We start from the raw sequence: 21,891 nt of genomic DNA on the forward strand, positions 1-21,891 counted from the left end.
ATTCTAATGTCCCTTATACTGATGCTAAAACGGATCTTGATTTGACATTACGATTGCCAGAAGTCAGATATTGATTAAAAGAGAATTCTCAGTTAATAACGTTATCCCAATCTTCGTCTGATTATGTTAAATCTCGTTTGATGATGTTTTGCTGGTTAAGTGACACAATAATATTTTGTATATTTGTCTTCGCTTTAGGGGTATTCTGAAAAGAATTGAGAGAGTCCCTTTGAACCTGATACGGCTTACACCGACGTAGGGAAAAGCAAAAAAAGACTTCTTGTACAAAAGTTGTTTCTTTCTTTTGTTTTCAGTTTTTTCCTAAAGCTATTTTTACCTCATAAATAGATTATTACAATGGAAAAAACACTTTGGGAATACATTCAATCAGTAAAAGATCAATCTCCGTTAATACACAATATTACCAACTATGTGGTGATGAACAATACGGCCAATGCTTTACTTGCGGTTGGTGCTTCTCCTGTAATGGCTCATGCAAAATCTGAAATTAAAGATATGGCAAGTATTGCCAGTGCTGTATTAATTAACATTGGTACGCTGGATGAATATTGGTCTGAAGTGATGTTGATAGCAGCGAAAGCAGCCCATACTTTAAACAAGCCTTGGGTGCTCGACCCTGTAGGCGCCGGAGCAACACCTTATAGAAATGAAATCCTCCAAAAACTATTACAATACCGCCCTACGGTAATTAGGGGGAATGCGTCTGAAATATTAGCTCTTGCCAAATCGAACTCATCTGTCACGAAAGGAGTAGATAGTATTGCTTTAAGTAATGAAGCTGTTCAGGCAGCTCGTGATTTAGTAAATGATTATGGAGCAATTGTTTGTATTTCAGGAGCAACAGATATTATTTTGAATGACAGTGGGCAAATCTACTTTATTAAGAATGGTCACCCTATGATGACCAAAGTGACAGGACTGGGATGTACTGCTTCAGCTTTAACAGCTGCTTTTATTGCTGTAGCAGAAAACAAAACAGAAGCAACCACCGCGGCTATGGCTTTACTGGGTATAGCGGGTGAACTCGCCGAAAAACAGTCTTCCGGACCGGGAAGTCTGCAAATGAATCTATTGGATAAATTATATGCTGTAACAGAAACCGAATTTAGCGGATACCTTAAAGTTGCAATGGAATGAAAGAACAATCCACATTCCCATATAAACTCTATTTAGTTATTTCCCAAGCGGATTGTAGCGACCGAAATTTTCTTACTGTTGCAGAACAGGCTATTTTGGGCGGTGTAGATATCATCCAACTAAGGGAAAAGAATGATGAAACGGATATATTTGTTCGCAAGGCATTCCAACTAAAAGAAATCACCGATAAATATCAAATTCCTCTTATTATCAATGATGATTTTGAAGTCGCAAAAGAAGTAGAAGCTACCGGCATACACGTAGGAAACACAGATATTGCCCCTGTTGAGGTTAAAAAACAATGGTGTAAAGTCAAACAAATAGGTTATTCCATAGAATCTATTGATCAATTGGAAAATGAACAAACGGTCGTTGCCGATTATTTGGGTATTAGTCCCATTTTTAAAACATCGACCAAAACCGATACCATTACTGAATGGGGACTTGAGGGAATCAGAACAATAAGAAAGCTTACAGATAAACCTTTGGTTGCTATAGGCAATATCCATCGACATAATGTAAAATCTGTAATAAATGCCGGAGCAGATTGTATTGCTGTGGTTTCTGCGATATGTGGTGCAACCGACCCTCAAAAAGCAGCATATGAATTAAAAAATGAAATCTTAAAATGAAAAAATATCAATACCCTTCCGTATTAACCATTGCAGGTTTTGACGGTAGTGGTAGTGCGGGAATTCAGGCGGATATTAAGACCATCTCAGCTTTAGGCTGTTATGCGACCTCTGTTTTAACTGCACTACCTGTACAGAACACACAAGGTGTAAAAAATATATTTCCCATTCCTATAAAAGCGGTAGCCGAACAGCTCGAAACCGTTATGGAAGATATTGTTCCCAATGCCATAAAAATAGGTATGGTACATACCCCGGAACTGGTTGATGTTATTGTGCAAACATTGCAAAAACATAGTCAAATTCCTGTCGTGTTCGATCCTGTAATGGTGGCTACCAGTGGTCATCGCCTTATCGAGGAAGAAACGATTAACGTTATTATCGAAAAGCTATTGCCCATTGCAGATATTATTACTCCTAATATGGATGAGGCAGCTATTCTTGCTCAGATGGAAGTAGAGACCTTAGACGATATGCAGTTGGCCGTAGAGCGTATCAAAAAAATGGGGTGTAAAAATATCTTGTTGAAAGGAGGTCATCAAAAAACAACAATTATTACTTCGTTGTTGTTAGATGGGGAAAATAATTATCATTCCTTTGAATTTAATAAAATTGAAACCCGCAATACACACGGTTCAGGTTGTACTTTGTCTTCCGCCATAGCTGTATTTCTGGCTTTAGAGAAAAATATGTATGAGGCTGTGGAACTTGGTCAGCAATATGTGTATAATGCTATAAAATATGGTGCCGATACACAAACCGGAAAAGGAAACGGCCCTTTAAATCACTTTTTTAATCCCAAAAAACTTATTAAAAATGAAATGGTCTGAAAAAACTTGGCTATCTATTGACGGAATTTATGAATCTATTCTCAAAATGCCTTTTATTGAAGAGTTATCAGACGGTAGCCTTCCTATGCATAAATTTCAGTTTTATATGTTACAAGATTCTTTATATCTGGAACATTTCGGAAGAGCTCTTGCTCTTATCGGAGCCAAAGCCTATCATATTAACGATACGTTAGCATATATACGGTTTGCAGAAAATGCCATTGTGGTAGAAAACGCATTGCACGAATCCTATTTTAAAGATTTCAGGGTATCCGATAAAGGAATTATTCAGCCTGCGTGCCATCATTATACTCATTTCTTAAAAAGTACCGCGGCTTTTGAAACAGTTGAAGTGGCTATGGCTGCAACATTACCATGCTTTTGGATTTATAAAAATGTGGGAGAATATATCCATGCCCGCTACCAATCTTCTAATAACCCTTTTGAGAAGTGGATTGCAACGTATGGTGGAGAAGATTTTACTGAAGCTGTAAACAAGGCGGTAGCAATTTGCGATAGAGCTGCTCAAAATACGACTCCTGCAATTAGACAAAAGATGACCGAAGCCTTTATTACAGCATCTCGTATGGAATATCAGTTTTGGGATGCCGCTTATAAAATGAAGCGGTGGGAATCGTAAGTAATAACTTCAAAAAATTGAATAATAATGGAATTTAGTTTAAAACGAACAATCGAAATATTAGAAACAACTCCTTTTGTAATAGAATCCTACCTACTCAGGCTATCTAAAGAGTGGGTAGAAAATAACGAAGGGAAAGATACCTGGAGTCCGTATGATGTTCTCGGGCATTTGATCCACGGTGAAAAAACAGATTGGATGGTACGTATCAATATAATTTTAAGTGAATCGGAAAACAAACTTTTTAAATCATTTGACCGGTTTGCTCAGTTAAAAGAAGAACAAAATCTACCGATAGAAAAAATAATTTTAGAATTCAAAAACTTGAGAAAGAAGAATCTAGCTGAGTTAGCTTCTTTACATATCACAGAAAGAGACTTAAGCCGTATCGGAGTCCATCCGGAATTAGGAGAAGTAAGTCTTCAACAATTATTAGCTACTTGGGCAGTGCATGATTTAGGCCACATAGCCCAAATTTCACGTGTCATGGCAAAACAATATGTTAAAGAAGTTGGTCCTTGGGAAGCATATTTGGGTATTTTGAAAAAATAAAACCGGACAAGATGAATCGTAAAGACAACAAAGCCGTGATTTTTGATATGGATGGTGTTATAATTGATACCGAAAATATTTGGAAACAGGCAGAAGAAGAAGTTTTTTCGTCGCTCGGAGTGAAGGTAAGTGAAGCATACACTAAAATAACCCAATCGATGACAACTGCTGAAGTTACTCAATTTTGGTATGAAAAGTTTCCCTGGCAACAAACGAGTTTACAGGAAGTGGAGCAAAGGGTTGTATCAAGGGTTGTTGAACTAATTCAATCAGAAACGTGTTTAATAAAAGGGGTGAAAGTTTTTATTGAGAGGTTAAAATCTGAAAATTATAAAATTGGATTAGCAACCAATTCACCTTATGCAATTATTCCAATTGTTTTAGAAAAGTTAAAAATCACACATTTATTTGATACCGTTTCTTCGGCAGAATTTGAAAAAAACGGAAAGCCGGATCCCGCAATTTATATTACCACAGCTAAAAAGTTAGGCGTAAAACCTAAGAACTGTTTCGTTATTGAAGATTCATATTCGGGAATGCTTGCTGCCAAGAATGCAGGAATGTCAGTTGCTGCTTTCACAAATGGAAATAGGAACGTAACCTTTGAAATAGCAGATTGTAGTATCAATAGTTTTGAAGAGGATAAGGTGACCATAATAATTCAGTTCTTACGATAGTCTAAAAACCAAAAGCCTTGTAAATCATGCAATTTACAAGGCTTTAATTGATTTTCGTCGGGGTGGCAGGATTCGAACCTGCGACCTCCTGGTCCCAAACCAGGCGCGATGACCGGGCTACGCTACACCCCGAAAATTGTGAGTGCAAATATATAGCTAATTTTTAATTTACAAAATGTTTTTTGAAATAAAATCAATTTATTTTGTCATAATGAATTCTAATCAAATTTTAAGGAATTTTTCTTTCGAATAGTTTAAATTTGCTTCTCTAATAAAAAAATGAATTATGGCTGATACAATAGAAAAAGTAAAATGCTTAATAATAGGTTCAGGCCCTGCAGGTTATACAGCCGCTATTTATGCGGCGAGAGCTAATATGAATCCGGTGTTATACCAAGGGCAACAGCCGGGAGGACAGTTGACCACAACTAATGATGTAGAAAATTTCCCGGGGTATCCGGATGGAATTTCGGGACCGGAAATGATGATTCAATTACAGGCTCAGGCTAAACGTTTCGGAACAGATATTCGTGACGGTTGGGTTACTAAAGTTGATTTTTCGGCTGCTCCGCATAAAATTTGGGTTAATGAAACAACAGAGATCCATGCTGATACGGTAATCATTTCTACAGGAGCATCTGCAAAGTATTTAGGTTTACCGTCAGAACAACATTATTTGCAACTCGGAGGTGGTGTTTCTGCTTGTGCGGTTTGTGATGGTTTTTTCTATAGAAATCAGGAAGTAGTGATCGTTGGAGCAGGGGATAGTGCTTGTGAAGAAGCTCATTATTTATCGAAAATTTGTAAAAAAGTAACCATGTTGGTTAGAAGTGATAAATTCAGAGCTTCCAGAATTATGGAAGAGCGCGTTCGCAAAACAGAGAATATTGAAATTTTATTGAATACAGAAACAGAAGAGGTTTTGGGTGATGGTAATGTTGTAACCGGAGTTAAAGCAAAGAACAGAGCTTCCGGAAACATAACTGAAATTACGGCAACAGGTTTCTTTGTAGCTATCGGACACAAACCTAATACAGATATTTTTGCTGATTATTTAAAATTAGACGAAACGGGATATATTGTTAATGAATGCGGAAGTACAAAAACAAATGTTCCTGGGGTGTTTGTTGCCGGTGATGCCGCTGACCATGTTTACAGACAAGCAATTACTGCAGCCGGAACAGGATGTATGGCAGCACTGGATGCTGAGCGTTATTTAGCTTCTAAAGAGTAAAGTTAATCTGAAATTTATAAACAAAGAATCCAGCATATAGCTGGATTTTTTTTATGAAGATAGTATCACTATTTTTCTTTTTTATACAAAGTAGCATTATTGGTAAATTGCACCATTTCAATTTTAGGTTGACCGTATAATTCAATTTCTGCTTTTCCTGATGCTGAAATGGCAATTTGGTCAATAACATTGACACGAGTTTTAACATATCCTTCAACTGTAAGATCCAGTTGTTTTAAGGTAAGATTATCAGAAGTTAAAGAAGCACTGTTGTCAAGTCTTATTTTTGCTTGTGCTGCATCTCCTTCTATTTCAGCTTCACTATTTTCATACATGTCTAATTTGAATTCCGGAGAAGCAATTAAAGCTTTTAGTTCAGCATTGTTGCTTAATTCTAAGGTAGTGCTTTGTGCTTTAACATTAAGTTCTGCTTCGGATTTATCACTTAGGATAAGAGTGAAATAAGTAGAATTTACATTAAGGTAAGAACGGGATTTGCCGTAGTTTTTAACGGTTACGTTTTCGCCTTGTAATTCATTTAGTGCGTTGATTACAGTTTCTCCTTTTGCAACAACCAGTTTCAGATCGTTAGTGTAATTGATTCGGATAGAAAATTTTTTGGCACTGATAACATGTTTCAAACTATATACTTTCAATGTGTTGCTTGCAACTGAAAAGTTAATGGCGTCATGAAGATTATCATCAGCTTCAATTTCAACGGAAGGTTTGTCACCTTTTACTAAATAGACTTCTAAATTATCGTCTATTTCAATATTTTCGAAATTTTCTATTTCATTAATAGTATGTGTGACAATTTTTGAACCTTTTACTTTTTCTTTCTTTTGTGCCTGAGTTAAAAAAGTAACACTGAAAACTAATAGGGTAAGTACTGTTAATCTCTTCATTTTTGTTGGATTTGGTCAATCTATTACAAATACTGTTCCAAATGGAATCTTTGCAAACAAACCTACACAAAAAAGATCGGTGAACCAAAAATATGATATAATTTTTTGTATAAAAAAACATCGGTAAAAACCGATGTTTATGCTTTGCTTTTGGTGAAACTTATTGCAGGCTGACACTGCCTCCCGAGCTTTTATCTGTCGTGATCCTTTTAGGTTGGCTCACATACGTGATGGAAGCACCGCTTGAGGCATCAGCTTTCAGGTTTTCAGTTGGATTTACATGAGTAGAGCTTCCGCTTGAAGCTTCGGAATCAACATTTTGAGCAACAAGGTTTTCAAGATTCATACTGCTTCCGCTGGAAGAATCCGTTTCAAGAGAAACTGTTTGCCCGTTTAGTTTCATGGTGCTTCCGCTACTGCTCTCACAATCTATTTTTTGAGCTTCAACGGAAAAGTTAAGGTTGCTTCCGCTGCTGGAATCAAAATCTATAGTTTTACAGTGAAAAGTATTTGCTGAAGTCACATTGGCTCCGCTAGACGATGATAATTCAGTAAGTTCAGGTAATGTGATATAAACTTTTTTGGCGGAGCTTTTACGGATATTAGCATCTGAATATACTTCCAAGCAGCCTTCTTTTACTTCTGTGAAAATATGATCCTGTAAGTTTTCGTCTGCTTCAATAGTAATGCTCTGATCCGGACTTTGTTTAACAATTACCTGTAAACCTGTTTTTGCTTTTATTGCAGTAAAAGGTTCTGTGATAGTTCTGTTTACAGTTACAACATTTCCGTTTCCGCTTACAGATTGGAAATTGGAATTGAACTTAGTGCACGAATTCATCAAGATCCCGATAAGTATCAGGATGATAACTTTTGTAAATTCTACAATGATTTTAAGCATGATTTTTATTTTATAGTTGTGGTGTGATGTTATTTGGTTTTAATGTTGATTTCATCTTTTTTAACGTTAATGTTCAACTCTTTATTATTGATCTTTAAGGAAACATTTTCGTTAATAGTATCTGTAATTTCGTCGAAATCAAAGTCATCTTCGTCAGAAGGACAATCCAGACAGATGATCTCGTCATCGGCTACCTGATAAATATACTCATCAGAGTTATGATGCAAATCAAAGATTTTATTGTCAGACCAATCAAAATCCTGAATGCTTTTATCAGGTTTAATATGTACGCCTTTAGGTAAATAGAGGTAAACATTTACTTCTTGATCCCGAAACTTGTTCTTGAAATCCGTTGTAAAATAGTTGTCTAAATTAATCTTATTTTTTTGAATTTCAAAATGATAGTTTATATTGTCAGAGCGATCCTTTGCATCTTTATGCGATTTACCGGTTGCTGATTTTTCAATTTGTATGTAAGGTTGGTCAGTTTCAGAAATCAGGAAATGTACTCTAACCTTTGTTGAAAAAATGATCTCATTATTGTTGGCATCATGAGTATATTTAGCTCTTTCATGTTCGTAGACGCTTTTTGTGAAATAATCGTCATAGCTCATTTTTACATATAAGGTGTCCTGAGGTTCTAAAAAGAATTCTTCTTTTTGAACTGATTTACCGTCATAACCGATGGCAGTAGCCTGTTTTAAGCCGAAATAAACGACTCCAATAATTGAAAGCAACCATACAGCTAAAAGCGTATATTTAAAATAGTTACCGATCGGCTTCATATTGGTTACCAAAAGTTTTAAACCTAGCAGGAGTAAAGCCAAGAAAGGGATACCCACACTAAATAGTAATAAGATACCTTGGATCCAGAGCGGCACTTCAAAATCAAAAGGTGTTTCTATATGGTTAAAAATAAAGGTGTCTGGCATTGATGAAGTGAAAATCATAACCACAGAACCAATGATCACACCAAGTAAGGTCATTGAAGCAAAAAGAATAATAAAGGCTCCGATGAATTTGGCCAGAAATTTAAAAATAGCCATAAAAACATCACCTAAAGTCTTTCCAATCTGGTTGGCTCCCGATTTTGCAGTATTGGTGATCTTTTCAGAATCCAGATTATTGATTTTATCTGAAATCTCACCAATACCTTCCTTTACCTTTTTTTCGATATTAGAGATATTAATAGGTTCGCCTCTCATTTCTAATTTCTGTGCTGTAGTAACAGCTTCCGGTATTAAGATCCATAATACTAAATAGATCAATACGGATGTACCGAAACTGATAAACGGAGAAATTATGAACAAGATACGCACCCAAAGCGGATCAATACCAAAATAATGTCCGAACCCGGCAGCTACACCTCCTAAAATAGAGTTGTCACGGTCTCTGTACAATCTTCTGGTACGAGATGTAGATTTGGAATATGTTGTTGATTTCTGATTGTAGTTTGGTTCTTCGTCGATTAAATAATCTTCCGGTTGTCCCATAATAGCAATTACCTCTTCAACTTCAGTGATGCCTACCACTTGTTTTTCACTTTTTAGGCGTTCTTGAAAAAGTTCGGCAATACGGCTCTCTATATCGTTAATGATCTCATCTCTGCCTTCCGGCGAAAGAGAACGCTTAACGGCGTCAAAATAGCGAGTTAGTGTTTGATAGGCATTCTCATCTATATGAAAGAAAAAACCGCCTAAATTTATGCTGATTGTTTTGTTCATGACTTTTTAGTTTTGACTGTTCCCAGTGATGATGTTTACGGCATCTGATAGTTCGACCCAAGTATTGTTTAGTTCTTTTAAAAATTCTTTTCCTTCATCGGTAAGCCCGTAGTATTTTCTCGGAGGCCCCGATGTTGATTCTTCCCAACGATAGCTAAGAAGCCCATCGTTTTTTAACCTTGTTAATAAAGGGTAAACGGTACCCTCCACAACAAGGAGCTTTGCTTCTTTAAGGGTTTCCAGAATTTCTGAAGTATAAGCATCTTTTTCTTTTAAAACAGATAAGATACAAAATTCTAGAATTCCTTTGCGCATCTGTGCCTTAGTGTTCTCGATGTTCATGATTTTTTAAGGTTTTTAACTGAAACCCACAGCATTTTTTTGTGGATCTCAGCATGCATTAAACTGTTCATTTTTTTGATTGATTTGATTGATGATTGAAACGTTTACTTAATAAATTTTATAGTTAATGGATAAGAAACTTCTTGTCCGTTTGCCGCTTTATAAGCAGCATAAATGATTAGAATGAATTCAAATATTTTGATTATGGCAGTTAATAATATTGCAACTAACCCCAGTATAATTAATCCTGATATATTTTGGCTGCTAATTAAATTATTGATCTCAATGTGATGTTCGTTAAAATCAACAGTTTTAAGTAAATTGTATAACCAAAAGACAGCTGTAGGTATTGCAATTAAAACAAAGATTAAAGAATACAGCAGAATACTTAATTGAAAATTTAAAGCTTGTTTACCATGTTTATCTACAAATTGAGATTCTTGTCTTTTAGAGGACCATATTAATAAAGGAAATATAAAATTTCCGAAAGGAATACAATATTGGCTCAGTAAGCTTAATTGTAAAAGAGTGGATGTGTTTTTTTCGTTTGAAGTTGCCATTTTACTATAACTAATAATTTCTTATACAAAGATAAGTCTAAAAGAAGGTATTATGTTACGCATAGTACCTTAAATTAACAAAAATTTAACAAATATAAAAATATTATGAACGCATAGTATTTTTTGTATTTTTACAAAAAATAAAATCAAAAATGAAATTCACACCTTCTAAATTAAACGCTTTTATGTTTTTTAAACTACCTTCAGCTTATTGGAGCGGAGTAAGAGTAAAAGCAATCCAACCGGAGCAATGTAGTGTAACGGTGAAGTATAAATGGTTCAATCAAAATCCGTTTCGTTCAATGTATTTCGCAGTACAGGCAATGGCCGCTGAATTCACTACCGGAGCTTTAGTAATGTATCAGATTCAGAAAAGCGGCAAAAGTATTTCTATGCTTGTAGCGCAAAACAAAGCACTATTTACTAAGAAAGCAACAGGCAGAATCACATTTACTTGTACTGAGGGAAATAGAATAAAAGAAACCATAGAAAAAGCAATAGCAACTAAAGAAGGACAAACGGTTTGGCTAACCTCAAAAGGTGTGAATGAAAAAGGAGAACAGGTTTCTGAAATGCAGTTTGAATGGACCATTAAGGTTAGAAACTGATTTCACACGCTAATTTGGACCGGATGCTTGATCTGTTAACAAAAGTTAATTTCCGTCTGAAAGCCTATTTTGTTTGTAAATTTGTAGTAACCAAAAAACTACAAAAAATACAATTGTAGTTTGTAAAGACTGAAAACATGAAAGTGTTAATTACAGGAGCTACTGGCTTAATAGGAAGTGAATTGGTAAAATTACTACTGCAGAGAGGGGTAAAAGTCAATTATTTAACCTCCAGTAAATCAAAACTGATTAAAGAAGAAAATTATCAAGGTTTTTACTGGAATCCGGATAAAGGTGAAATTGACTTAGATGCCTTTGAAGAAGTAGAATGTCTTATCAATTTAGCAGGAGCCACTGTATCTAAAAAATGGACACCGGCATACAAACAGGAAATCATTGAAAGTCGTGTATTATCGACACGCTTGCTCTATCAGTCACTTTTAAAAGACTCTTTTGAGGTAAAACAGATTATTTCTGCTTCTGCAATCGGAGTTTATCCTAGCAGTGAAACGACTATTTATACAGAAGAATCCAACCAGATTGATAACAGTTTTTTGGGATGTGTAGTAGCAAAATGGGAGGATGAGGTAAAAAACTTTGCTAAATTAGGCATAAGAGTCAGTTTTGTTAGGATTGGATTGGTACTAGCACCTGACGGAGGAGCTTTAACAGAAATGCTTAAGCCGATTAAATTAGGATTAGGCGCAACATTCGGATCGGGAAAACAATATCAATCATGGATACATATAAAAGATTTGGCTCGCATATTCTCTTTTATAATGGATAATGAACTGGAGGGAATTTATAATGGTGTATCCCCTTATCCGGTAACGAATGAAGTGTTGGTTAAATCCATAGCACAAACATTAGACAAACCGCTTTTTTTACCGGGGATTCCTAAAATGGCCATGAAGTTGCTTTTAGGGGAAATGCACGAACTATTGTATTCAAGTCAGCACGTAAGTGCCCGTAAGATATTAGACGAGGGATTCCAATTCAAATATTCTAATTTAGATAAAGCATTACAAGATATATTACAATAAAAAATCCCGAGAAATCGGGATTTTTTTATCATATAGCAAAGGCTTTATTTTTTATGAGCTTTCACTGTAACTTCAAGTTCAATATCGTCATCGACAAATTTATCTTTCAGATCGTCAAAAATAGATTTAGAAGCATAATTAACACCCCAAAGTGTTCTGTTGATCTTAAAGGGATCAGAGTGTAAAGTTACGTCAGAATCATTGATAGTGATTTCAGCAGGGAACTCAACAGGTTTAGAGATTCCTTTCATGGTTAAGATCCCTTTTACAAAATAAGCTCCGTTAGCCTCTTCAGTGCTAAGTATTTTAAAATGACTGTCAGGATATTTTGCAGTATTGAAGAAGTGATCCTCAGTTTCTTTATCACCTAAACCTTTTAAGTGTGTTTCCAGTTTCATTTTGTCGTCACCTTCCAGATCCATAACATTGATAGAAGTCATGTCAATACTGAAATTACCACTTTCTATTTTGCCGTCAGTAATGGTAAATCCGCCATCCTTCAATGAAATAGTTCCGGTATGTTTTCCGGTTGGTTTAGATCCGGTCCAGTTAATAACTGATGCAGCAGCATCTATTTTATAATTACCAAGGCTATCAACAGCTTCTTCAACGGCAGCCGTTTCACTAGGCATTTCTGCTTTCTCTTCTTTTTTGCAGCTATTCAGACCAATGAAAGCTACTAAAGACAAACTTAAAAGGATTTTTTTCATAATTTATATAGTTTTTAGAATTAGTTTCTCTCAAAAATACTAAAATTCTTTTAAATTTAGAATGTGTTTAAATAAAAAGCTGTCAATTTGACATTTTTAATGAATTGGCAATACATTTGCTACTCACAATAAAAAGTTTAAAATAATATACAGAGATATGAATCAAGAAGGTACTGAAAATGTTGAAAAAGATGCCATCCGAAACGAAGGCGCAAACGATCAATCGGATAATCAGGAAATTCAAGACCCTCAAATGACTGCTGAGGAAAAATTAGAGGAAGATCTGGCAAAAGAAAAAGATAAATTTTTACGCTTATTTGCTGAATTTGAGAACTATAAAAAGAGAACCGGTAAGGAACGAATAGATTTGTTTAAAACGGCTAATCAGGAAGTTTTACAAGCTATGTTACCTGTTTTAGATGATTTTGACAGAGCTTGGGCTCAGATATCGAATTCAGAAGATGAGGCTTTGGTAAAAGGTGTGGAATTGATTCATGAAAAGTTAAAAAATACGTTGGCATCTAAAGGTTTAGAACTGGTAGATATTAAAACGGGTGATGATTTTAATGCTGATTTCGCAGAAGCAATAACTCAAATTCCGGCTCCTTCTGATGATTTAAAAGGGAAGGTAGTAGATGTAGTGGAAAAAGGATATAAGTTAGGAGACAAAATTATTCGTTTTCCAAAAGTAGTGATCGGAATGTAAATTAACAGGACTTGAGAGTTAAAAGCTTAAGACTTGATTATTAAGGTTAGTAAAAATGAAAAAGGACTATTACGAAATATTAGAGATCAGCAAAACTTCTACAGTAGAAGAAATTAAAAAAGCCTACAGAAAAAAAGCCATTCAGTATCATCCGGATAAAAACCCGGGTGACAAAGAGGCGGAAGAAAATTTTAAATTGGCAGCAGAAGCTTATGAGATATTGAGTGATCCTGACAAAAAAGCACGTTACGACCAGTATGGTCATGCCGCATTTGACGGTGCAGGAGGTTTTGGCGGAGGACACATGAATATGGATGATATCTTCAGCCAGTTCGGAGATATTTTTGGAAGTGCTTTTGGTGGCGGGTTCTCGGGATTCGGTGGCGGATTTTCCGGAGGTGGTCAACGCCGTGTAAAGGGAAGTAACTTGAGAATCAAAGTGAAATTAACACTTGAAGAAATTGTTAACGGAGTTGAGAAAAAAGTAAAAGTAAAACGAAAAGTTCAGGCCAAAGGAGTAACGTATAAAACCTGTCCTACCTGTCATGGTTCCGGACAGATAACTAAAATAGCAAATACTATTTTAGGAAGAATGCAAACTGCTACAACATGTACGACTTGCCAGGGTTCCGGTCAGATATTAGACCAAAAACCATCAGGTGCTGATGCATACGGTATGGTAATGGAAGACGATACGGTTTCTATCAAAATTCCGGCAGGTGTGGTAGACGGAATGCAGTTAAAAGTTTCCGGAAAAGGAAATGAAGCACCGGGAAGTAATAGTATTCCGGGAGATTTGATTGTTGCGATAGAAGAACAAGAACATGAATTTTTAAAACGTGAAGGAGAAAATCTTCATTATGATCTGTATATCAGCTATCCGGAAGCTGCTTTAGGTGCTTCTAAGGAAATTGAAACAGTCGGAGGTCGTGTACGAATTAAACTGGAAGACGGTATTCAATCCGGAAAAATCTTAAGATTGAAGGGAAAAGGAGTGCCTAGCTTAAACGGATACGGCAACGGAGATTTACTTGTCCATGTCAACGTCTGGACTCCGAAATCATTAAACAAAGAACAAAAAGAGTTTTTTGAAAAAATGTTAAGCGACGAAAACTTTAAACCAAAGCCTGAAAAATCAGACAAATCTTTTTTTGAAAAAGTAAAAGATATGTTTTCATAATTAAATAAAAATATATACATTTGAACCTCACTTTATTATAAAGTGAATTTTCTTTTTCATAGCAATTTTTCCCATCCTGCCTAAAAATAGGATGGGTTTTTTTGTAACAATTCTTTACAAAACATTACTAACAGTAAAAAACTAAAATACTGTAATGAACAATATTCTTGACGTTCAAAATGTAGTGAAACAATATGGTGATTTTACAGCCTTGAATAATGTTTCGCTTCAAGTCCCTAAAGGAAGTATTTATGGATTATTAGGACCTAACGGGGCTGGAAAAACTTCATTGATCCGAATCATTAATCAAATAACGATCCCGGATAGCGGAACTGTTCTGCTGGATGGAGAAAAGCTAAATTTGGAACATATTCAACATATTGGATATTTGCCGGAAGAGAGAGGGTTGTACAAAACCATGAAAGTCGGTGAACAATGTTTGTATTTAGCACAGTTAAAAGGATTGTCAAAAGAAGAAGCACAGAAACAGCTAAAATATTGGTTCGAAAAATTTGAAATAGAAGACTGGTGGAATAAAAAGATCCAGGAATTATCAAAAGGGATGGCACAGAAGATACAGTTTGTTGTAACGGTATTGCACCAACCCAAGCTATTGATCTTAGACGAACCTTTTTCAGGATTTGATCCCGTCAATGCTAATTTAATTAAAGACGAGATCATAGAATTGAATAAAAAAGGAACTTCCGTTATTTTTTCAACCCACCGAATGGAAAGTGTGGAAGAAATGTGTGATCATATTGCTTTAATAAATAAATCAAATAAACTGCTGGAAGGGAAATTAACGGATGTTAAACGCCAGTTCAGAAGCAACACGTTTCAGGTCGGTATTTTGACTAATAATGTTGAAGGTTTAATGTATCAGTTGACTCAAAAGTTTACAGTGGGGCAAACGGATTTTAAATCTTTAGACAATGATCTGAAACTGGAAGTGCAGTTAGGCGAACATAAATCAAATGAGTTGTTGGAAATTTTAACTGCTTTCGGGCAGGTTACTCATTTTGTAGAAAAGATTCCAAGTGTTAACGATATATTTATTCAAACTGTAAGCAGCAAATAATGAAAAAATTATTCCTTATTATAAAAAGAGAATTTGTCGCAAAAGTGCGCAATAAATCATTTATTGTAATGACTTTTTTAAGTCCGCTTTTATTTGTTGGAATGGGAGTCTTAATAGGCGTTTTGGCTTCAATGAATAAAGATTCGGTGACAAAAATTGCGATTCATGACGAAGCCGGTTACCTAAAAGGGGATTTTAAAAGTGATAAATTTACTGCCTATACTGATTTGTCGGCGATGCCATTTGAAACAGCTAAAGATACAGCAAGTAAAAGCTATGAAGGACTATTGTATATTCCTAAGGTGGATTCTATTCAGCAATTAAAAGACAAAGTAGAATACATATCAGAAGATAGCCCGAGTATTGAATTTATATCAAATGTGGAAACTGTTGTAGATTCAGCATTAACATCAGATAAATTAAAGAAGTTGGGATTTGATGCCGATAAAATTGAAGAAGCAAAAGCAAATTCAACTTTGAAATTATCAAAATTCTCCGGAGAAGAAAGTTTAAAAGGATTGAATGAGATCAAGATAGCTATCGGAGGTGTGATGGGATATCTGATTATGATGTTTATTATCATTTACGGAAATTTTGTTATGCGAAGTGTTATTGAAGAAAAGACCAATCGTATTATTGAGATTATCATTTCTTCTGTAAAACCATTCCAATTGATGATGGGTAAGATCATCGGGAATTCCTTAGCCGGAATCTTGCAATTTTTAATATGGGTGGTAGTCGGACTTATTTTGGCTTTTGTAGCTAAAAACTTTTTAGGCTTGGAATTAGGGTCTGGTTCTGTTGACCCGGCAGCAGTAGAAATGGCTAAACAATCAGCAGATTTGTCTAAAATGCAATTGTATTTTAACGAAATCATGAATTTGCCTTTAGGGTTAATGATCGTTTCATTTATAATTTATTTCATCGGCGGTTATTTCTTATACAGCTCCTTGTACGCTGCTATCGGAGCGGCTGTAGATTCCGAGACCGATTCGCAACAATTTTTGTTACCTATCATCATGCCGTTAATGTTAGGGGTTTATATTGGTTTCTTTACGGTTATTAATGATCCTCATGGTACGGTTGCAACGGTATTCTCCTTGATCCCGTTTACTTCGCCTATCGTAATGCTGATGCGTATTCCGTTTGGAGTACCGCCATGGCAAATTATTTTGTCAATGGTATTATTATTTGCTACCTTTACTTTAGTAGTGTGGTTTGCGTCTAAGATTTACAGAGTAGGAATATTGATGTACGGCAAACGTCCGACCTGGAAAGAATTGTATAAATGGCTGAAATATTAATATGCGAAAGCAAATAATTGACTTTCTTTCATTCAAGTTGATCGATACGGATAAAGTTGATTTTACCGTATGGAATCTATTGTTGTTAATTTTTGCACTTGTTTTTACAACCTATGCCCTGCGATTCATTCGGAATTTAATAACAAGAAGGTTACCGTTAGAAGATAAGAACAAGTTTGTCAGTGTCTTTCAATTCATTAAATATATAGCCTATATTATAGCAGTAATGTTTACACTACATTCTTCGGGGGTAAACATTAATGTGTTTTTAACAGCTTCAGCTGCCGTTTTTGTTGGGATAGGTTTTGCGTTGCAAACTTTTTTTCAGGATATTATTTCCGGAATTTTAATGATTTTAGACCAATCGTTACACGTAGGAGATATTATTGAAGTTGATGGTAAAGTAGGTCAGGTTACAGAAATTAAATTACGAAGTACCCGTATGAAGACCCGTAACGATCGCATCATGATCATTCCTAACAATAAGTTTATGACTGATCCGTTGTTCAATTGGACACAAAATTCTAAGATTAATCGCGAGCAGGTTTCTGTAGGTGTAGCTTACGGGAGTGATGTCAATTTGGTTAAAAAAATATTGGAGCAATGTGTAGAAGGAGTAAACGGAGTGGTGACAACTAAATCTATTTTAGTACTTTTTGAAGACTTTGGCGATTCATCACTTAACTTTTCAGTGTATTTTTACGTACAAAATGGTATGGAAAGCCCTATCATTCAAAGTGAAATTCGTTTTAAGATCGACGAAGCGTTCCGAAGAAATAAAATTGAAATACCTTTCCCGCAACGAGATATTCATATCATTAATTAAATTTTCAGAGCAATCATTTAGCCCGGAAAGTTTCAGTAGCTTATATAAGGTAGGATTTACATTCTCTTACTTTTTTACTAACTTTATCCCCGTTGAGTAAAGTCTAAAAAAAATAATAAATGCCTAAAATACTAGTAATAGAAGACGAAGCCGCAATTCGTCGTGTGTTAAGTAAGATTCTTTCTGAAGAAAGTGATACTTATGAAGTGGAAGAAGCAGAAGATGGCTTACAAGGTGTCGAAAAGATCAAAAACGAAGATTACGATTTAGTGCTTTGTGATATAAAAATGCCGAAGATGGATGGGGTTGAAGTACTGGAAGCCGTAAAAAAAATAAAACCCGAAACTCCTATGGTCATGATTTCCGGGCATGGCGATCTGGAAACAGCGGTGAACACTATGCGTTTAGGAGCATTTGATTATATTTCAAAACCACCGGATCTGAACCGTTTACTCAATACCGTACGCAACGCATTAGATAAGAAACAACTGGTAGTTGAAAATAAAATTCTAAAGAAGAAAGTTTCCAAGAATTATGAAATGATAGGGGATAGCGATGCTATCAATCAAATTAAAGAAATGATTGATAAAGTTGCTCCGACAGATGCCCGGGTTTTGATTACGGGACCTAACGGAACCGGAAAAGAATTAGTGGCACATCAGTTGCATGAAAAAAGTAACCGTTCGGCAAAGCCGATAGTTGAGGTAAATTGTGCTGCCATTCCGTCTGAGTTGATTGAAAGTGAATTGTTTGGGCACATAAAAGGAGCTTTTACATCTGCGGTAAAGGATCGGGCCGGAAAATTTGAAACGGCTAACGGAGGTACTATCTTCTTGGATGAAATAGGAGATATGAGCTTGCCGGCACAGGCCAAAGTATTAAGAGCCCTACAGGAAAATCTGATCCAGAGAGTAGGGGCTGACAAAGATATTAAAGTTGATGTACGAGTAATTGCAGCAACGAATAAAGATCTGAAAAAAGAGATTGAGGAAGGACGTTTTCGGGAAGACTTATACCATCGTTTAGCTGTTATTTTAATTAAAGTTCCGGCACTGAATGATAGAAGGGAAGATATTCCGAAGCTTTTGGAACATTTTGCAGAGAAAATAGCAGGTGAACAAGGAACATCGGTTAAGTCTTTTTCAGATAAAGCGATTCAATTGCTACAGGAGTATGACTGGACAGGTAATATACGTGAATTACGAAACGTGGTGGAGCGATTGATTATTTTGGGAGGAAATGAAATTTCTGAACAAGATGTAAAATTATTCGCTTCCAAGTAAATTATAAGTACAATTCATCAGTAACAGAATAAATGCAACTCAAAAAGATAAATACAAATTTGCAAAAAGCTTTAGTAGAAAACGGTTTTACGGAAGCCAATGAATTGCAACAGGAAACTTTTTCACCGATAAAGAGCGGAACAGATTTAGTTATTCAAAGTCTGAAAGGAACGGGAAAGACAACAACATTAGTACTGAATATCATTCAAAAACTGAAAGAACCGGCAGAAGAATCGCCCCGTGCTTTGATCATGGTAGAGGATAAGCAGAAAGTACTGGAAATAGGTGAACTGTTTGAGAAGTTAAATAAGTACAATAAACTTCGTATTTTTAGTACCCATGATAAAACGGATATTGACGAGGATAAAAATGAGATTTCTGCCGGAATAGATGTTTTAATAGGTACACCTAACCGTTTGAACCAAATGTTTTCCGGAGCCGGATATAATGTCAATAAACTACAAATTATAGCATTTGACGATCTGGACAGTATGCTTAAAAGCCGATACGATTCAATTATATTAAGGTTGTTGTCAAGTATGGAAAAAGGGCAGCGATTGTTCTTTTGTTCGCAGATCACAGAAAGAGTAGAAACAGTAGCTTTAAACGACGAAGAAAGAGAACCTCTATTTTATGAAATGGAATAAAAATGTAAGTTATGGAAGAAATTAAAATATTTTCAGGAAGCGAGATTGAAGCTTTAGCCGTAAAGCAACAATTAGAAGAAAGAGGAATAGAACCTATTGTGAAAAATGGGTATGAATCTGCCAGACTGGCCGGCTTCGGGAATACAGATGCAGCAGTTGAATTGTATGTTACAGAAGAAGAATATGAAAAAATAAAAGATATTCTTGACAAACTTTAAAAAGAAATTTTAAGACGACTTACAATCAAGGCGATCAGAAAACCGAAAATTCCGATTAAGGCAAAAGAATACTTTAAGCTGGTTGCTTCAGCGATAAAACCTATTACAGGTGGCCCGATTAAAAAACCTAAAAAACTGATACCGGAAACAATTGTCAGAGCAATTCCGGGAGCAACTTTCTCTGATCTTCCGGCAGCGTTGAACATGATCGGTACAACATTGGCTACGCCGAAACCGACTAACATAAATGCTAAAGTACAGCTGATTAAATGGGGAAGCAAAACAGCAATGTATAAACCTGTTGAAATAGCAATACCACTATAGATAAGTACTTTTTTAGAACCGAATTTAACGACTAAATAATCGCTTAAGAATCTTCCGGATGCCATTGTGATCATAAAAGAAGTATAGCCTAATATAACTAAGTTTTCCGGAGCTTTTATGATCTCTTTAAAATAAACACCACTCCAGTCAAACATTATCCCTTCACTAGCCATACCACAAAAGCAAATGATTCCGAACCAGATTAAATTGGAATCAGAAATTTTAAAAAAGGAGGAGCTGTTTTTTGAAGCGCTATCCGTTTGGTCTTCTTTTTTAACTTTTTTTGATTTAACTAACCAAGAACCGTTAAAGAGAACGATCAATACTATAATTAAGAAGACCAAGATAAAATGAACAAATGGTCTTAAATGCAAAGAAATCATGAAAAGACCAAAAAGAGCACCGCTAAATCCTGCTAAACTCCAGGAACCGTGAAAACTTCCCATAATCGGTTTGTTTAACAGTTGTTGGGTGACAACTCCCTGTGTGTTGACAGCAATATTGCAGAAGTTACCAAAGAAACCAAAGAAAAATAAACTGAGGGCTAAGCTGTAAACCGTGTCTGAAAGTCCGACGATAATTAAGAAAAAAGCATATAACAATAAACCGAAAATAGCGATCTTATTACTGCCATAGCGAGTTACCACCTTGCCGGAAAAGGGCATTGCCAGAATTTGTCCCACAGGAATTGCAAAAAGGAGTGATCCAAGATCTGCTTCGGATAAATTTAAAAAAGTTTTGATGTCAGGGATCCTGCTTGCCCAACTGGCAAAGCAAAAACCCATTCCGAAAAAGAAAAGAGCTGTAGCTAATAGTATTCTGTGCTGTGCCGATAAACCAAGATTTTTGAACCTTTTCTTAAACTTGGTTTTGGAAGCGATCAATTCTATAAAGCGATAATTGAATAAAGGCATATTTTACAACATTAGAATACCATAAAAATAGTAAGTTAAACAATAGGTTGGTAATACTATTTTATACAAAAGCAATAAAAAAACAGACCATTAAAAAAATGGTCTGTTGAATACGGACAGATAAATGACCCTATATTTTAATCTTGTAATTTAAATACTTTTTGAAGTAATTCAGTTGTTCTGGAGTCAATAGAGCTTCTGATCTCTTTTTCTTCTACAGCTATCATCGTAAAAACCCCTGATAAAGCCTTTTGAGTAACATAATCGTTCAGATCCGGATTAACTTTGGAAACAAAAGGTAAGCCGTTATATTTTGTAATGATCTTACTCCAAATAGCATCAGCACCTACTTTTCCTAATGATTCTTTTACCACCGGATTAAATTTAGCATACAGATCTGTTGTAGTTGTATTTTCTAAATAAGTGGTGGCGGCATTCTCTTCTCCCATTAAAATATCTTTAGCATCCGTTATAGACATGGAAGTAATAGCATTAGTGAAAATAGGAGTTGCTTCCTTTACAGCTTCTTCAGCAGCCCGGTTCAGCGATTTAATTCCTTCGTCAGCCAGGTCGCTCATTCCCATTTTACGCAAAGTAGCATCTACTTTTTGTAACTCATCCGGAAGCAAAATTTTTACCGCTTCGTTTTTATAGAATCCGTCTACTGCGGTAAGTTTTGTCACTTGTTCAGAAACTCCTTTGTTTAAAGCTTCTTTAAGTGCAGCACTGATATCAGTATTGCTTAGAGAAATCCCGGAAGTGGAAGATGTAGTAGAAGTAGTTGAATTTAGTTTTTCTTCCGCTTTTTTTAATAAATCTTTAAACTGAGCGTTTGAAAATACAGGAAGTAGAACTAAAGCAAAAATAATTTTTTTCATCAGATACCATTTATGGT

General features: G+C 35.5%; 25 protein-coding genes, 1 tRNA gene and 1 riboswitch. Of the genes, 17 read left to right on the plus strand and 9 right to left on the minus strand.

All coding sequences use genetic code 11. The features are described 5' to 3' along the window. Positions 1 to 186: 186 nt before the first annotated feature. Positions 187 to 279: riboswitch (TPP riboswitch) on the plus strand. Between the two features lie 78 nt (positions 280 to 357). The 6 genes from thiM to hxpB are packed head-to-tail and all read left to right on the plus strand — an operon-like array spanning position 358 to position 4,489. Next, on the plus strand, positions 358 to 1,158 hold the full coding sequence (gene thiM, locus NHF50_RS10985; RefSeq protein ID WP_252776428.1) for a hydroxyethylthiazole kinase: 801 nt from the start codon (positions 358 to 360) through the stop codon (positions 1,156 to 1,158). Then, the gene (gene thiE / locus NHF50_RS10990; protein WP_252776429.1) at positions 1,155 to 1,790 is read left to right on the plus strand and encodes a thiamine phosphate synthase; all 636 of its coding nucleotides are present in this window, start codon (positions 1,155 to 1,157) and stop codon (positions 1,788 to 1,790) included. The genes thiM and thiE overlap by 4 nt, the downstream gene beginning before the upstream one ends. Further along, on the plus strand, positions 1,787 to 2,620 hold the full coding sequence (gene thiD / locus NHF50_RS10995; protein ID WP_252776431.1) for a bifunctional hydroxymethylpyrimidine kinase/phosphomethylpyrimidine kinase: 834 nt from the start codon (positions 1,787 to 1,789) through the stop codon (positions 2,618 to 2,620). The genes thiE and thiD overlap by 4 nt, the downstream gene beginning before the upstream one ends. Continuing rightward, the gene (gene tenA / locus NHF50_RS11000) at positions 2,607 to 3,260 is read left to right on the plus strand and encodes a thiaminase II (protein WP_109569708.1); all 654 of its coding nucleotides are present in this window, start codon (positions 2,607 to 2,609) and stop codon (positions 3,258 to 3,260) included. Before thiD ends, tenA begins: the two co-directional genes overlap by 14 nt. Positions 3,261 to 3,287: 27 nt before the next feature. Next, positions 3,288 to 3,812: a DinB family protein gene (locus tag NHF50_RS11005; RefSeq protein WP_252776433.1), complete on the plus strand. Its 525-nt coding sequence runs from the start codon at positions 3,288 to 3,290 to the stop codon at positions 3,810 to 3,812. An 11-nt stretch (positions 3,813 to 3,823) separates the two neighbouring features. Next, positions 3,824 to 4,489, plus strand: a complete 666-nt coding sequence (gene hxpB, locus NHF50_RS11010) for a hexitol phosphatase HxpB (RefSeq protein ID WP_252776435.1) — start codon at positions 3,824 to 3,826, stop codon at positions 4,487 to 4,489. A 57-nt stretch (positions 4,490 to 4,546) separates the two neighbouring features. Here hxpB and NHF50_RS11015 read toward each other — a convergent pair. Further along, positions 4,547 to 4,621, minus strand: a tRNA-Pro gene (locus NHF50_RS11015). Positions 4,622 to 4,775: 154 nt separating this feature from the next. Between NHF50_RS11015 and trxB the strand changes: the two genes are divergently transcribed. Beyond that, the gene (gene trxB, locus NHF50_RS11020) at positions 4,776 to 5,723 is read left to right on the plus strand and encodes a thioredoxin-disulfide reductase (RefSeq protein WP_109569711.1); all 948 of its coding nucleotides are present in this window, start codon (positions 4,776 to 4,778) and stop codon (positions 5,721 to 5,723) included. 68 nt (positions 5,724 to 5,791) lie between these two features. On the opposite strand, the gene NHF50_RS11025 is transcribed toward trxB, so the two are convergent. The 5 genes from NHF50_RS11025 to NHF50_RS11045 form a co-directional block, all read right to left on the minus strand. Then, on the minus strand, positions 5,792 to 6,628 hold the full coding sequence (locus tag NHF50_RS11025; protein ID WP_252776438.1) for a GIN domain-containing protein: 837 nt from the start codon (positions 6,626 to 6,628) through the stop codon (positions 5,792 to 5,794). 160 nt (positions 6,629 to 6,788) lie between these two features. After that, on the minus strand, positions 6,789 to 7,529 hold the full coding sequence (locus tag NHF50_RS11030; RefSeq protein ID WP_252776440.1) for a head GIN domain-containing protein: 741 nt from the start codon (positions 7,527 to 7,529) through the stop codon (positions 6,789 to 6,791). 29 nt (positions 7,530 to 7,558) lie between these two features. Continuing rightward, positions 7,559 to 9,253 (minus strand): PspC domain-containing protein, encoded by a 1,695-nt coding sequence (locus NHF50_RS11035; protein WP_252776442.1) that lies wholly within the window; start codon positions 9,251 to 9,253, stop codon positions 7,559 to 7,561. Positions 9,254 to 9,259: 6 nt separating this feature from the next. After that, entirely contained in the window at positions 9,260 to 9,595 is a 336-nt protein-coding gene (locus NHF50_RS11040) for a PadR family transcriptional regulator (RefSeq protein WP_109569715.1), read from the minus strand. A 104-nt stretch (positions 9,596 to 9,699) separates the two neighbouring features. Beyond that, positions 9,700 to 10,155, minus strand: coding sequence for a DUF4870 domain-containing protein (locus tag NHF50_RS11045; RefSeq protein ID WP_109569716.1), 456 nt, complete (start codon positions 10,153 to 10,155; stop codon positions 9,700 to 9,702). 152 nt (positions 10,156 to 10,307) lie between these two features. Between NHF50_RS11045 and NHF50_RS11050 the strand changes: the two genes are divergently transcribed. Together NHF50_RS11050 and NHF50_RS11055 are read left to right on the plus strand one after the other, a co-directional pair. Further along, positions 10,308 to 10,763: a DUF4442 domain-containing protein gene (locus tag NHF50_RS11050; protein ID WP_109569717.1), complete on the plus strand. Its 456-nt coding sequence runs from the start codon at positions 10,308 to 10,310 to the stop codon at positions 10,761 to 10,763. A 137-nt stretch (positions 10,764 to 10,900) separates the two neighbouring features. After that, positions 10,901 to 11,806, plus strand: a complete 906-nt coding sequence (locus NHF50_RS11055; RefSeq protein WP_252776444.1) for a TIGR01777 family oxidoreductase — start codon at positions 10,901 to 10,903, stop codon at positions 11,804 to 11,806. A 44-nt stretch (positions 11,807 to 11,850) separates the two neighbouring features. Here the strand turns inward: NHF50_RS11055 and NHF50_RS11060 are convergent, their stop codons facing one another. Further along, on the minus strand, positions 11,851 to 12,516 hold the full coding sequence (locus NHF50_RS11060; RefSeq protein WP_252776445.1) for a YceI family protein: 666 nt from the start codon (positions 12,514 to 12,516) through the stop codon (positions 11,851 to 11,853). A gap of 157 nt (positions 12,517 to 12,673) precedes the next feature. Between NHF50_RS11060 and NHF50_RS11065 the strand changes: the two genes are divergently transcribed. From NHF50_RS11065 to NHF50_RS11100, 8 genes are all read left to right on the plus strand, one after another. Continuing rightward, complete coding sequence (locus NHF50_RS11065; protein WP_252776447.1) at positions 12,674 to 13,222, plus strand: nucleotide exchange factor GrpE; 549 nt, start codon at positions 12,674 to 12,676, stop codon at positions 13,220 to 13,222. A gap of 55 nt (positions 13,223 to 13,277) precedes the next feature. Next, the gene (gene dnaJ / locus NHF50_RS11070) at positions 13,278 to 14,402 is read left to right on the plus strand and encodes a molecular chaperone DnaJ (RefSeq protein WP_252776450.1); all 1,125 of its coding nucleotides are present in this window, start codon (positions 13,278 to 13,280) and stop codon (positions 14,400 to 14,402) included. Positions 14,403 to 14,556: 154 nt separating this feature from the next. Next, positions 14,557 to 15,480 carry an ABC transporter ATP-binding protein gene (locus NHF50_RS11075; protein ID WP_109569722.1) on the plus strand — a complete coding sequence of 308 codons (924 nt, stop codon included), beginning with the start codon at positions 14,557 to 14,559 and terminating at the stop codon, positions 15,478 to 15,480. Beyond that, a complete protein-coding gene (locus NHF50_RS11080; RefSeq protein ID WP_252776453.1) occupies positions 15,480 to 16,784 on the plus strand; it encodes an ABC transporter permease in 1,305 nt (434 codons plus the stop codon). Before NHF50_RS11075 ends, NHF50_RS11080 begins: the two co-directional genes overlap by 1 nt. A gap of 1 nt (position 16,785) precedes the next feature. Beyond that, entirely contained in the window at positions 16,786 to 17,610 is an 825-nt protein-coding gene (locus NHF50_RS11085) for a mechanosensitive ion channel family protein (RefSeq protein WP_252776456.1), read from the plus strand. 119 nt (positions 17,611 to 17,729) lie between these two features. Beyond that, entirely contained in the window at positions 17,730 to 18,893 is a 1,164-nt protein-coding gene (locus tag NHF50_RS11090; RefSeq protein WP_252776458.1) for a sigma-54 dependent transcriptional regulator, read from the plus strand. Positions 18,894 to 18,952: 59 nt separating this feature from the next. Beyond that, positions 18,953 to 19,540, plus strand: a complete 588-nt coding sequence (locus NHF50_RS11095; RefSeq protein WP_308219318.1) for a DEAD/DEAH box helicase — start codon at positions 18,953 to 18,955, stop codon at positions 19,538 to 19,540. A gap of 11 nt (positions 19,541 to 19,551) precedes the next feature. Further along, positions 19,552 to 19,758 carry a putative signal transducing protein gene (locus tag NHF50_RS11100; RefSeq protein ID WP_109569726.1) on the plus strand — a complete coding sequence of 69 codons (207 nt, stop codon included), beginning with the start codon at positions 19,552 to 19,554 and terminating at the stop codon, positions 19,756 to 19,758. Here the strand turns inward: NHF50_RS11100 and NHF50_RS11105 are convergent. Together NHF50_RS11105 and NHF50_RS11110 are read right to left on the minus strand one after the other, a co-directional pair. Further along, entirely contained in the window at positions 19,755 to 20,996 is a 1,242-nt protein-coding gene (locus NHF50_RS11105; protein ID WP_252776460.1) for an MFS transporter, read from the minus strand. The two genes, NHF50_RS11100 and NHF50_RS11105, sit on opposite strands and share 4 nt — an antisense overlap. Positions 20,997 to 21,133: 137 nt before the next feature. After that, positions 21,134 to 21,874: a DUF4197 domain-containing protein gene (locus NHF50_RS11110; RefSeq protein WP_109569728.1), complete on the minus strand. Its 741-nt coding sequence runs from the start codon at positions 21,872 to 21,874 to the stop codon at positions 21,134 to 21,136. Between the last annotated feature and the right edge of the window lie 17 nt (positions 21,875 to 21,891).

The organism is Flavobacterium sp. NRK F10, from assembly GCF_024054235.1.
Taxonomy (GTDB): domain Bacteria; phylum Bacteroidota; class Bacteroidia; order Flavobacteriales; family Flavobacteriaceae; genus Flavobacterium; species Flavobacterium sediminis.

What these genes read in the sequence shown, in the direction of transcription:
- thiM (WP_252776428.1), top strand. Translation starts at nt 358, where the DNA reads ATGGAAAAAACACTTTGGGAATACATTCAATCAGTAAAAGATCAATCT.
- thiE (WP_252776429.1), top strand. Translation starts at nt 1,155, where the DNA reads ATGAAAGAACAATCCACATTCCCATATAAACTCTATTTAGTTATTTCC.
- thiD (WP_252776431.1), top strand. Translation starts at nt 1,787, where the DNA reads ATGAAAAAATATCAATACCCTTCCGTATTAACCATTGCAGGTTTTGAC.
- tenA (WP_109569708.1), top strand. Translation starts at nt 2,607, where the DNA reads ATGAAATGGTCTGAAAAAACTTGGCTATCTATTGACGGAATTTATGAA.
- NHF50_RS11005 (WP_252776433.1), top strand. Translation starts at nt 3,288, where the DNA reads ATGGAATTTAGTTTAAAACGAACAATCGAAATATTAGAAACAACTCCT.
- hxpB (WP_252776435.1), top strand. Translation starts at nt 3,824, where the DNA reads ATGAATCGTAAAGACAACAAAGCCGTGATTTTTGATATGGATGGTGTT.
- trxB (WP_109569711.1), top strand. Translation starts at nt 4,776, where the DNA reads ATGGCTGATACAATAGAAAAAGTAAAATGCTTAATAATAGGTTCAGGC.
- NHF50_RS11025 (WP_252776438.1), bottom strand. Translation starts at nt 6,628, where the DNA reads ATGAAGAGATTAACAGTACTTACCCTATTAGTTTTCAGTGTTACTTTT.
- NHF50_RS11030 (WP_252776440.1), bottom strand. Translation starts at nt 7,529, where the DNA reads ATGCTTAAAATCATTGTAGAATTTACAAAAGTTATCATCCTGATACTT.
- NHF50_RS11035 (WP_252776442.1), bottom strand. Translation starts at nt 9,253, where the DNA reads ATGAACAAAACAATCAGCATAAATTTAGGCGGTTTTTTCTTTCATATA.
- NHF50_RS11040 (WP_109569715.1), bottom strand. Translation starts at nt 9,595, where the DNA reads ATGAACATCGAGAACACTAAGGCACAGATGCGCAAAGGAATTCTAGAA.
- NHF50_RS11045 (WP_109569716.1), bottom strand. Translation starts at nt 10,155, where the DNA reads ATGGCAACTTCAAACGAAAAAAACACATCCACTCTTTTACAATTAAGC.
- NHF50_RS11050 (WP_109569717.1), top strand. Translation starts at nt 10,308, where the DNA reads ATGAAATTCACACCTTCTAAATTAAACGCTTTTATGTTTTTTAAACTA.
- NHF50_RS11055 (WP_252776444.1), top strand. Translation starts at nt 10,901, where the DNA reads ATGAAAGTGTTAATTACAGGAGCTACTGGCTTAATAGGAAGTGAATTG.
- NHF50_RS11060 (WP_252776445.1), bottom strand. Translation starts at nt 12,516, where the DNA reads ATGAAAAAAATCCTTTTAAGTTTGTCTTTAGTAGCTTTCATTGGTCTG.
- NHF50_RS11065 (WP_252776447.1), top strand. Translation starts at nt 12,674, where the DNA reads ATGAATCAAGAAGGTACTGAAAATGTTGAAAAAGATGCCATCCGAAAC.
- dnaJ (WP_252776450.1), top strand. Translation starts at nt 13,278, where the DNA reads ATGAAAAAGGACTATTACGAAATATTAGAGATCAGCAAAACTTCTACA.
- NHF50_RS11075 (WP_109569722.1), top strand. Translation starts at nt 14,557, where the DNA reads ATGAACAATATTCTTGACGTTCAAAATGTAGTGAAACAATATGGTGAT.
- NHF50_RS11080 (WP_252776453.1), top strand. Translation starts at nt 15,480, where the DNA reads ATGAAAAAATTATTCCTTATTATAAAAAGAGAATTTGTCGCAAAAGTG.
- NHF50_RS11085 (WP_252776456.1), top strand. Translation starts at nt 16,786, where the DNA reads ATGCGAAAGCAAATAATTGACTTTCTTTCATTCAAGTTGATCGATACG.
- NHF50_RS11090 (WP_252776458.1), top strand. Translation starts at nt 17,730, where the DNA reads ATGCCTAAAATACTAGTAATAGAAGACGAAGCCGCAATTCGTCGTGTG.
- NHF50_RS11100 (WP_109569726.1), top strand. Translation starts at nt 19,552, where the DNA reads ATGGAAGAAATTAAAATATTTTCAGGAAGCGAGATTGAAGCTTTAGCC.
- NHF50_RS11105 (WP_252776460.1), bottom strand. Translation starts at nt 20,996, where the DNA reads ATGCCTTTATTCAATTATCGCTTTATAGAATTGATCGCTTCCAAAACC.
- NHF50_RS11110 (WP_109569728.1), bottom strand. Translation starts at nt 21,874, where the DNA reads ATGAAAAAAATTATTTTTGCTTTAGTTCTACTTCCTGTATTTTCAAAC.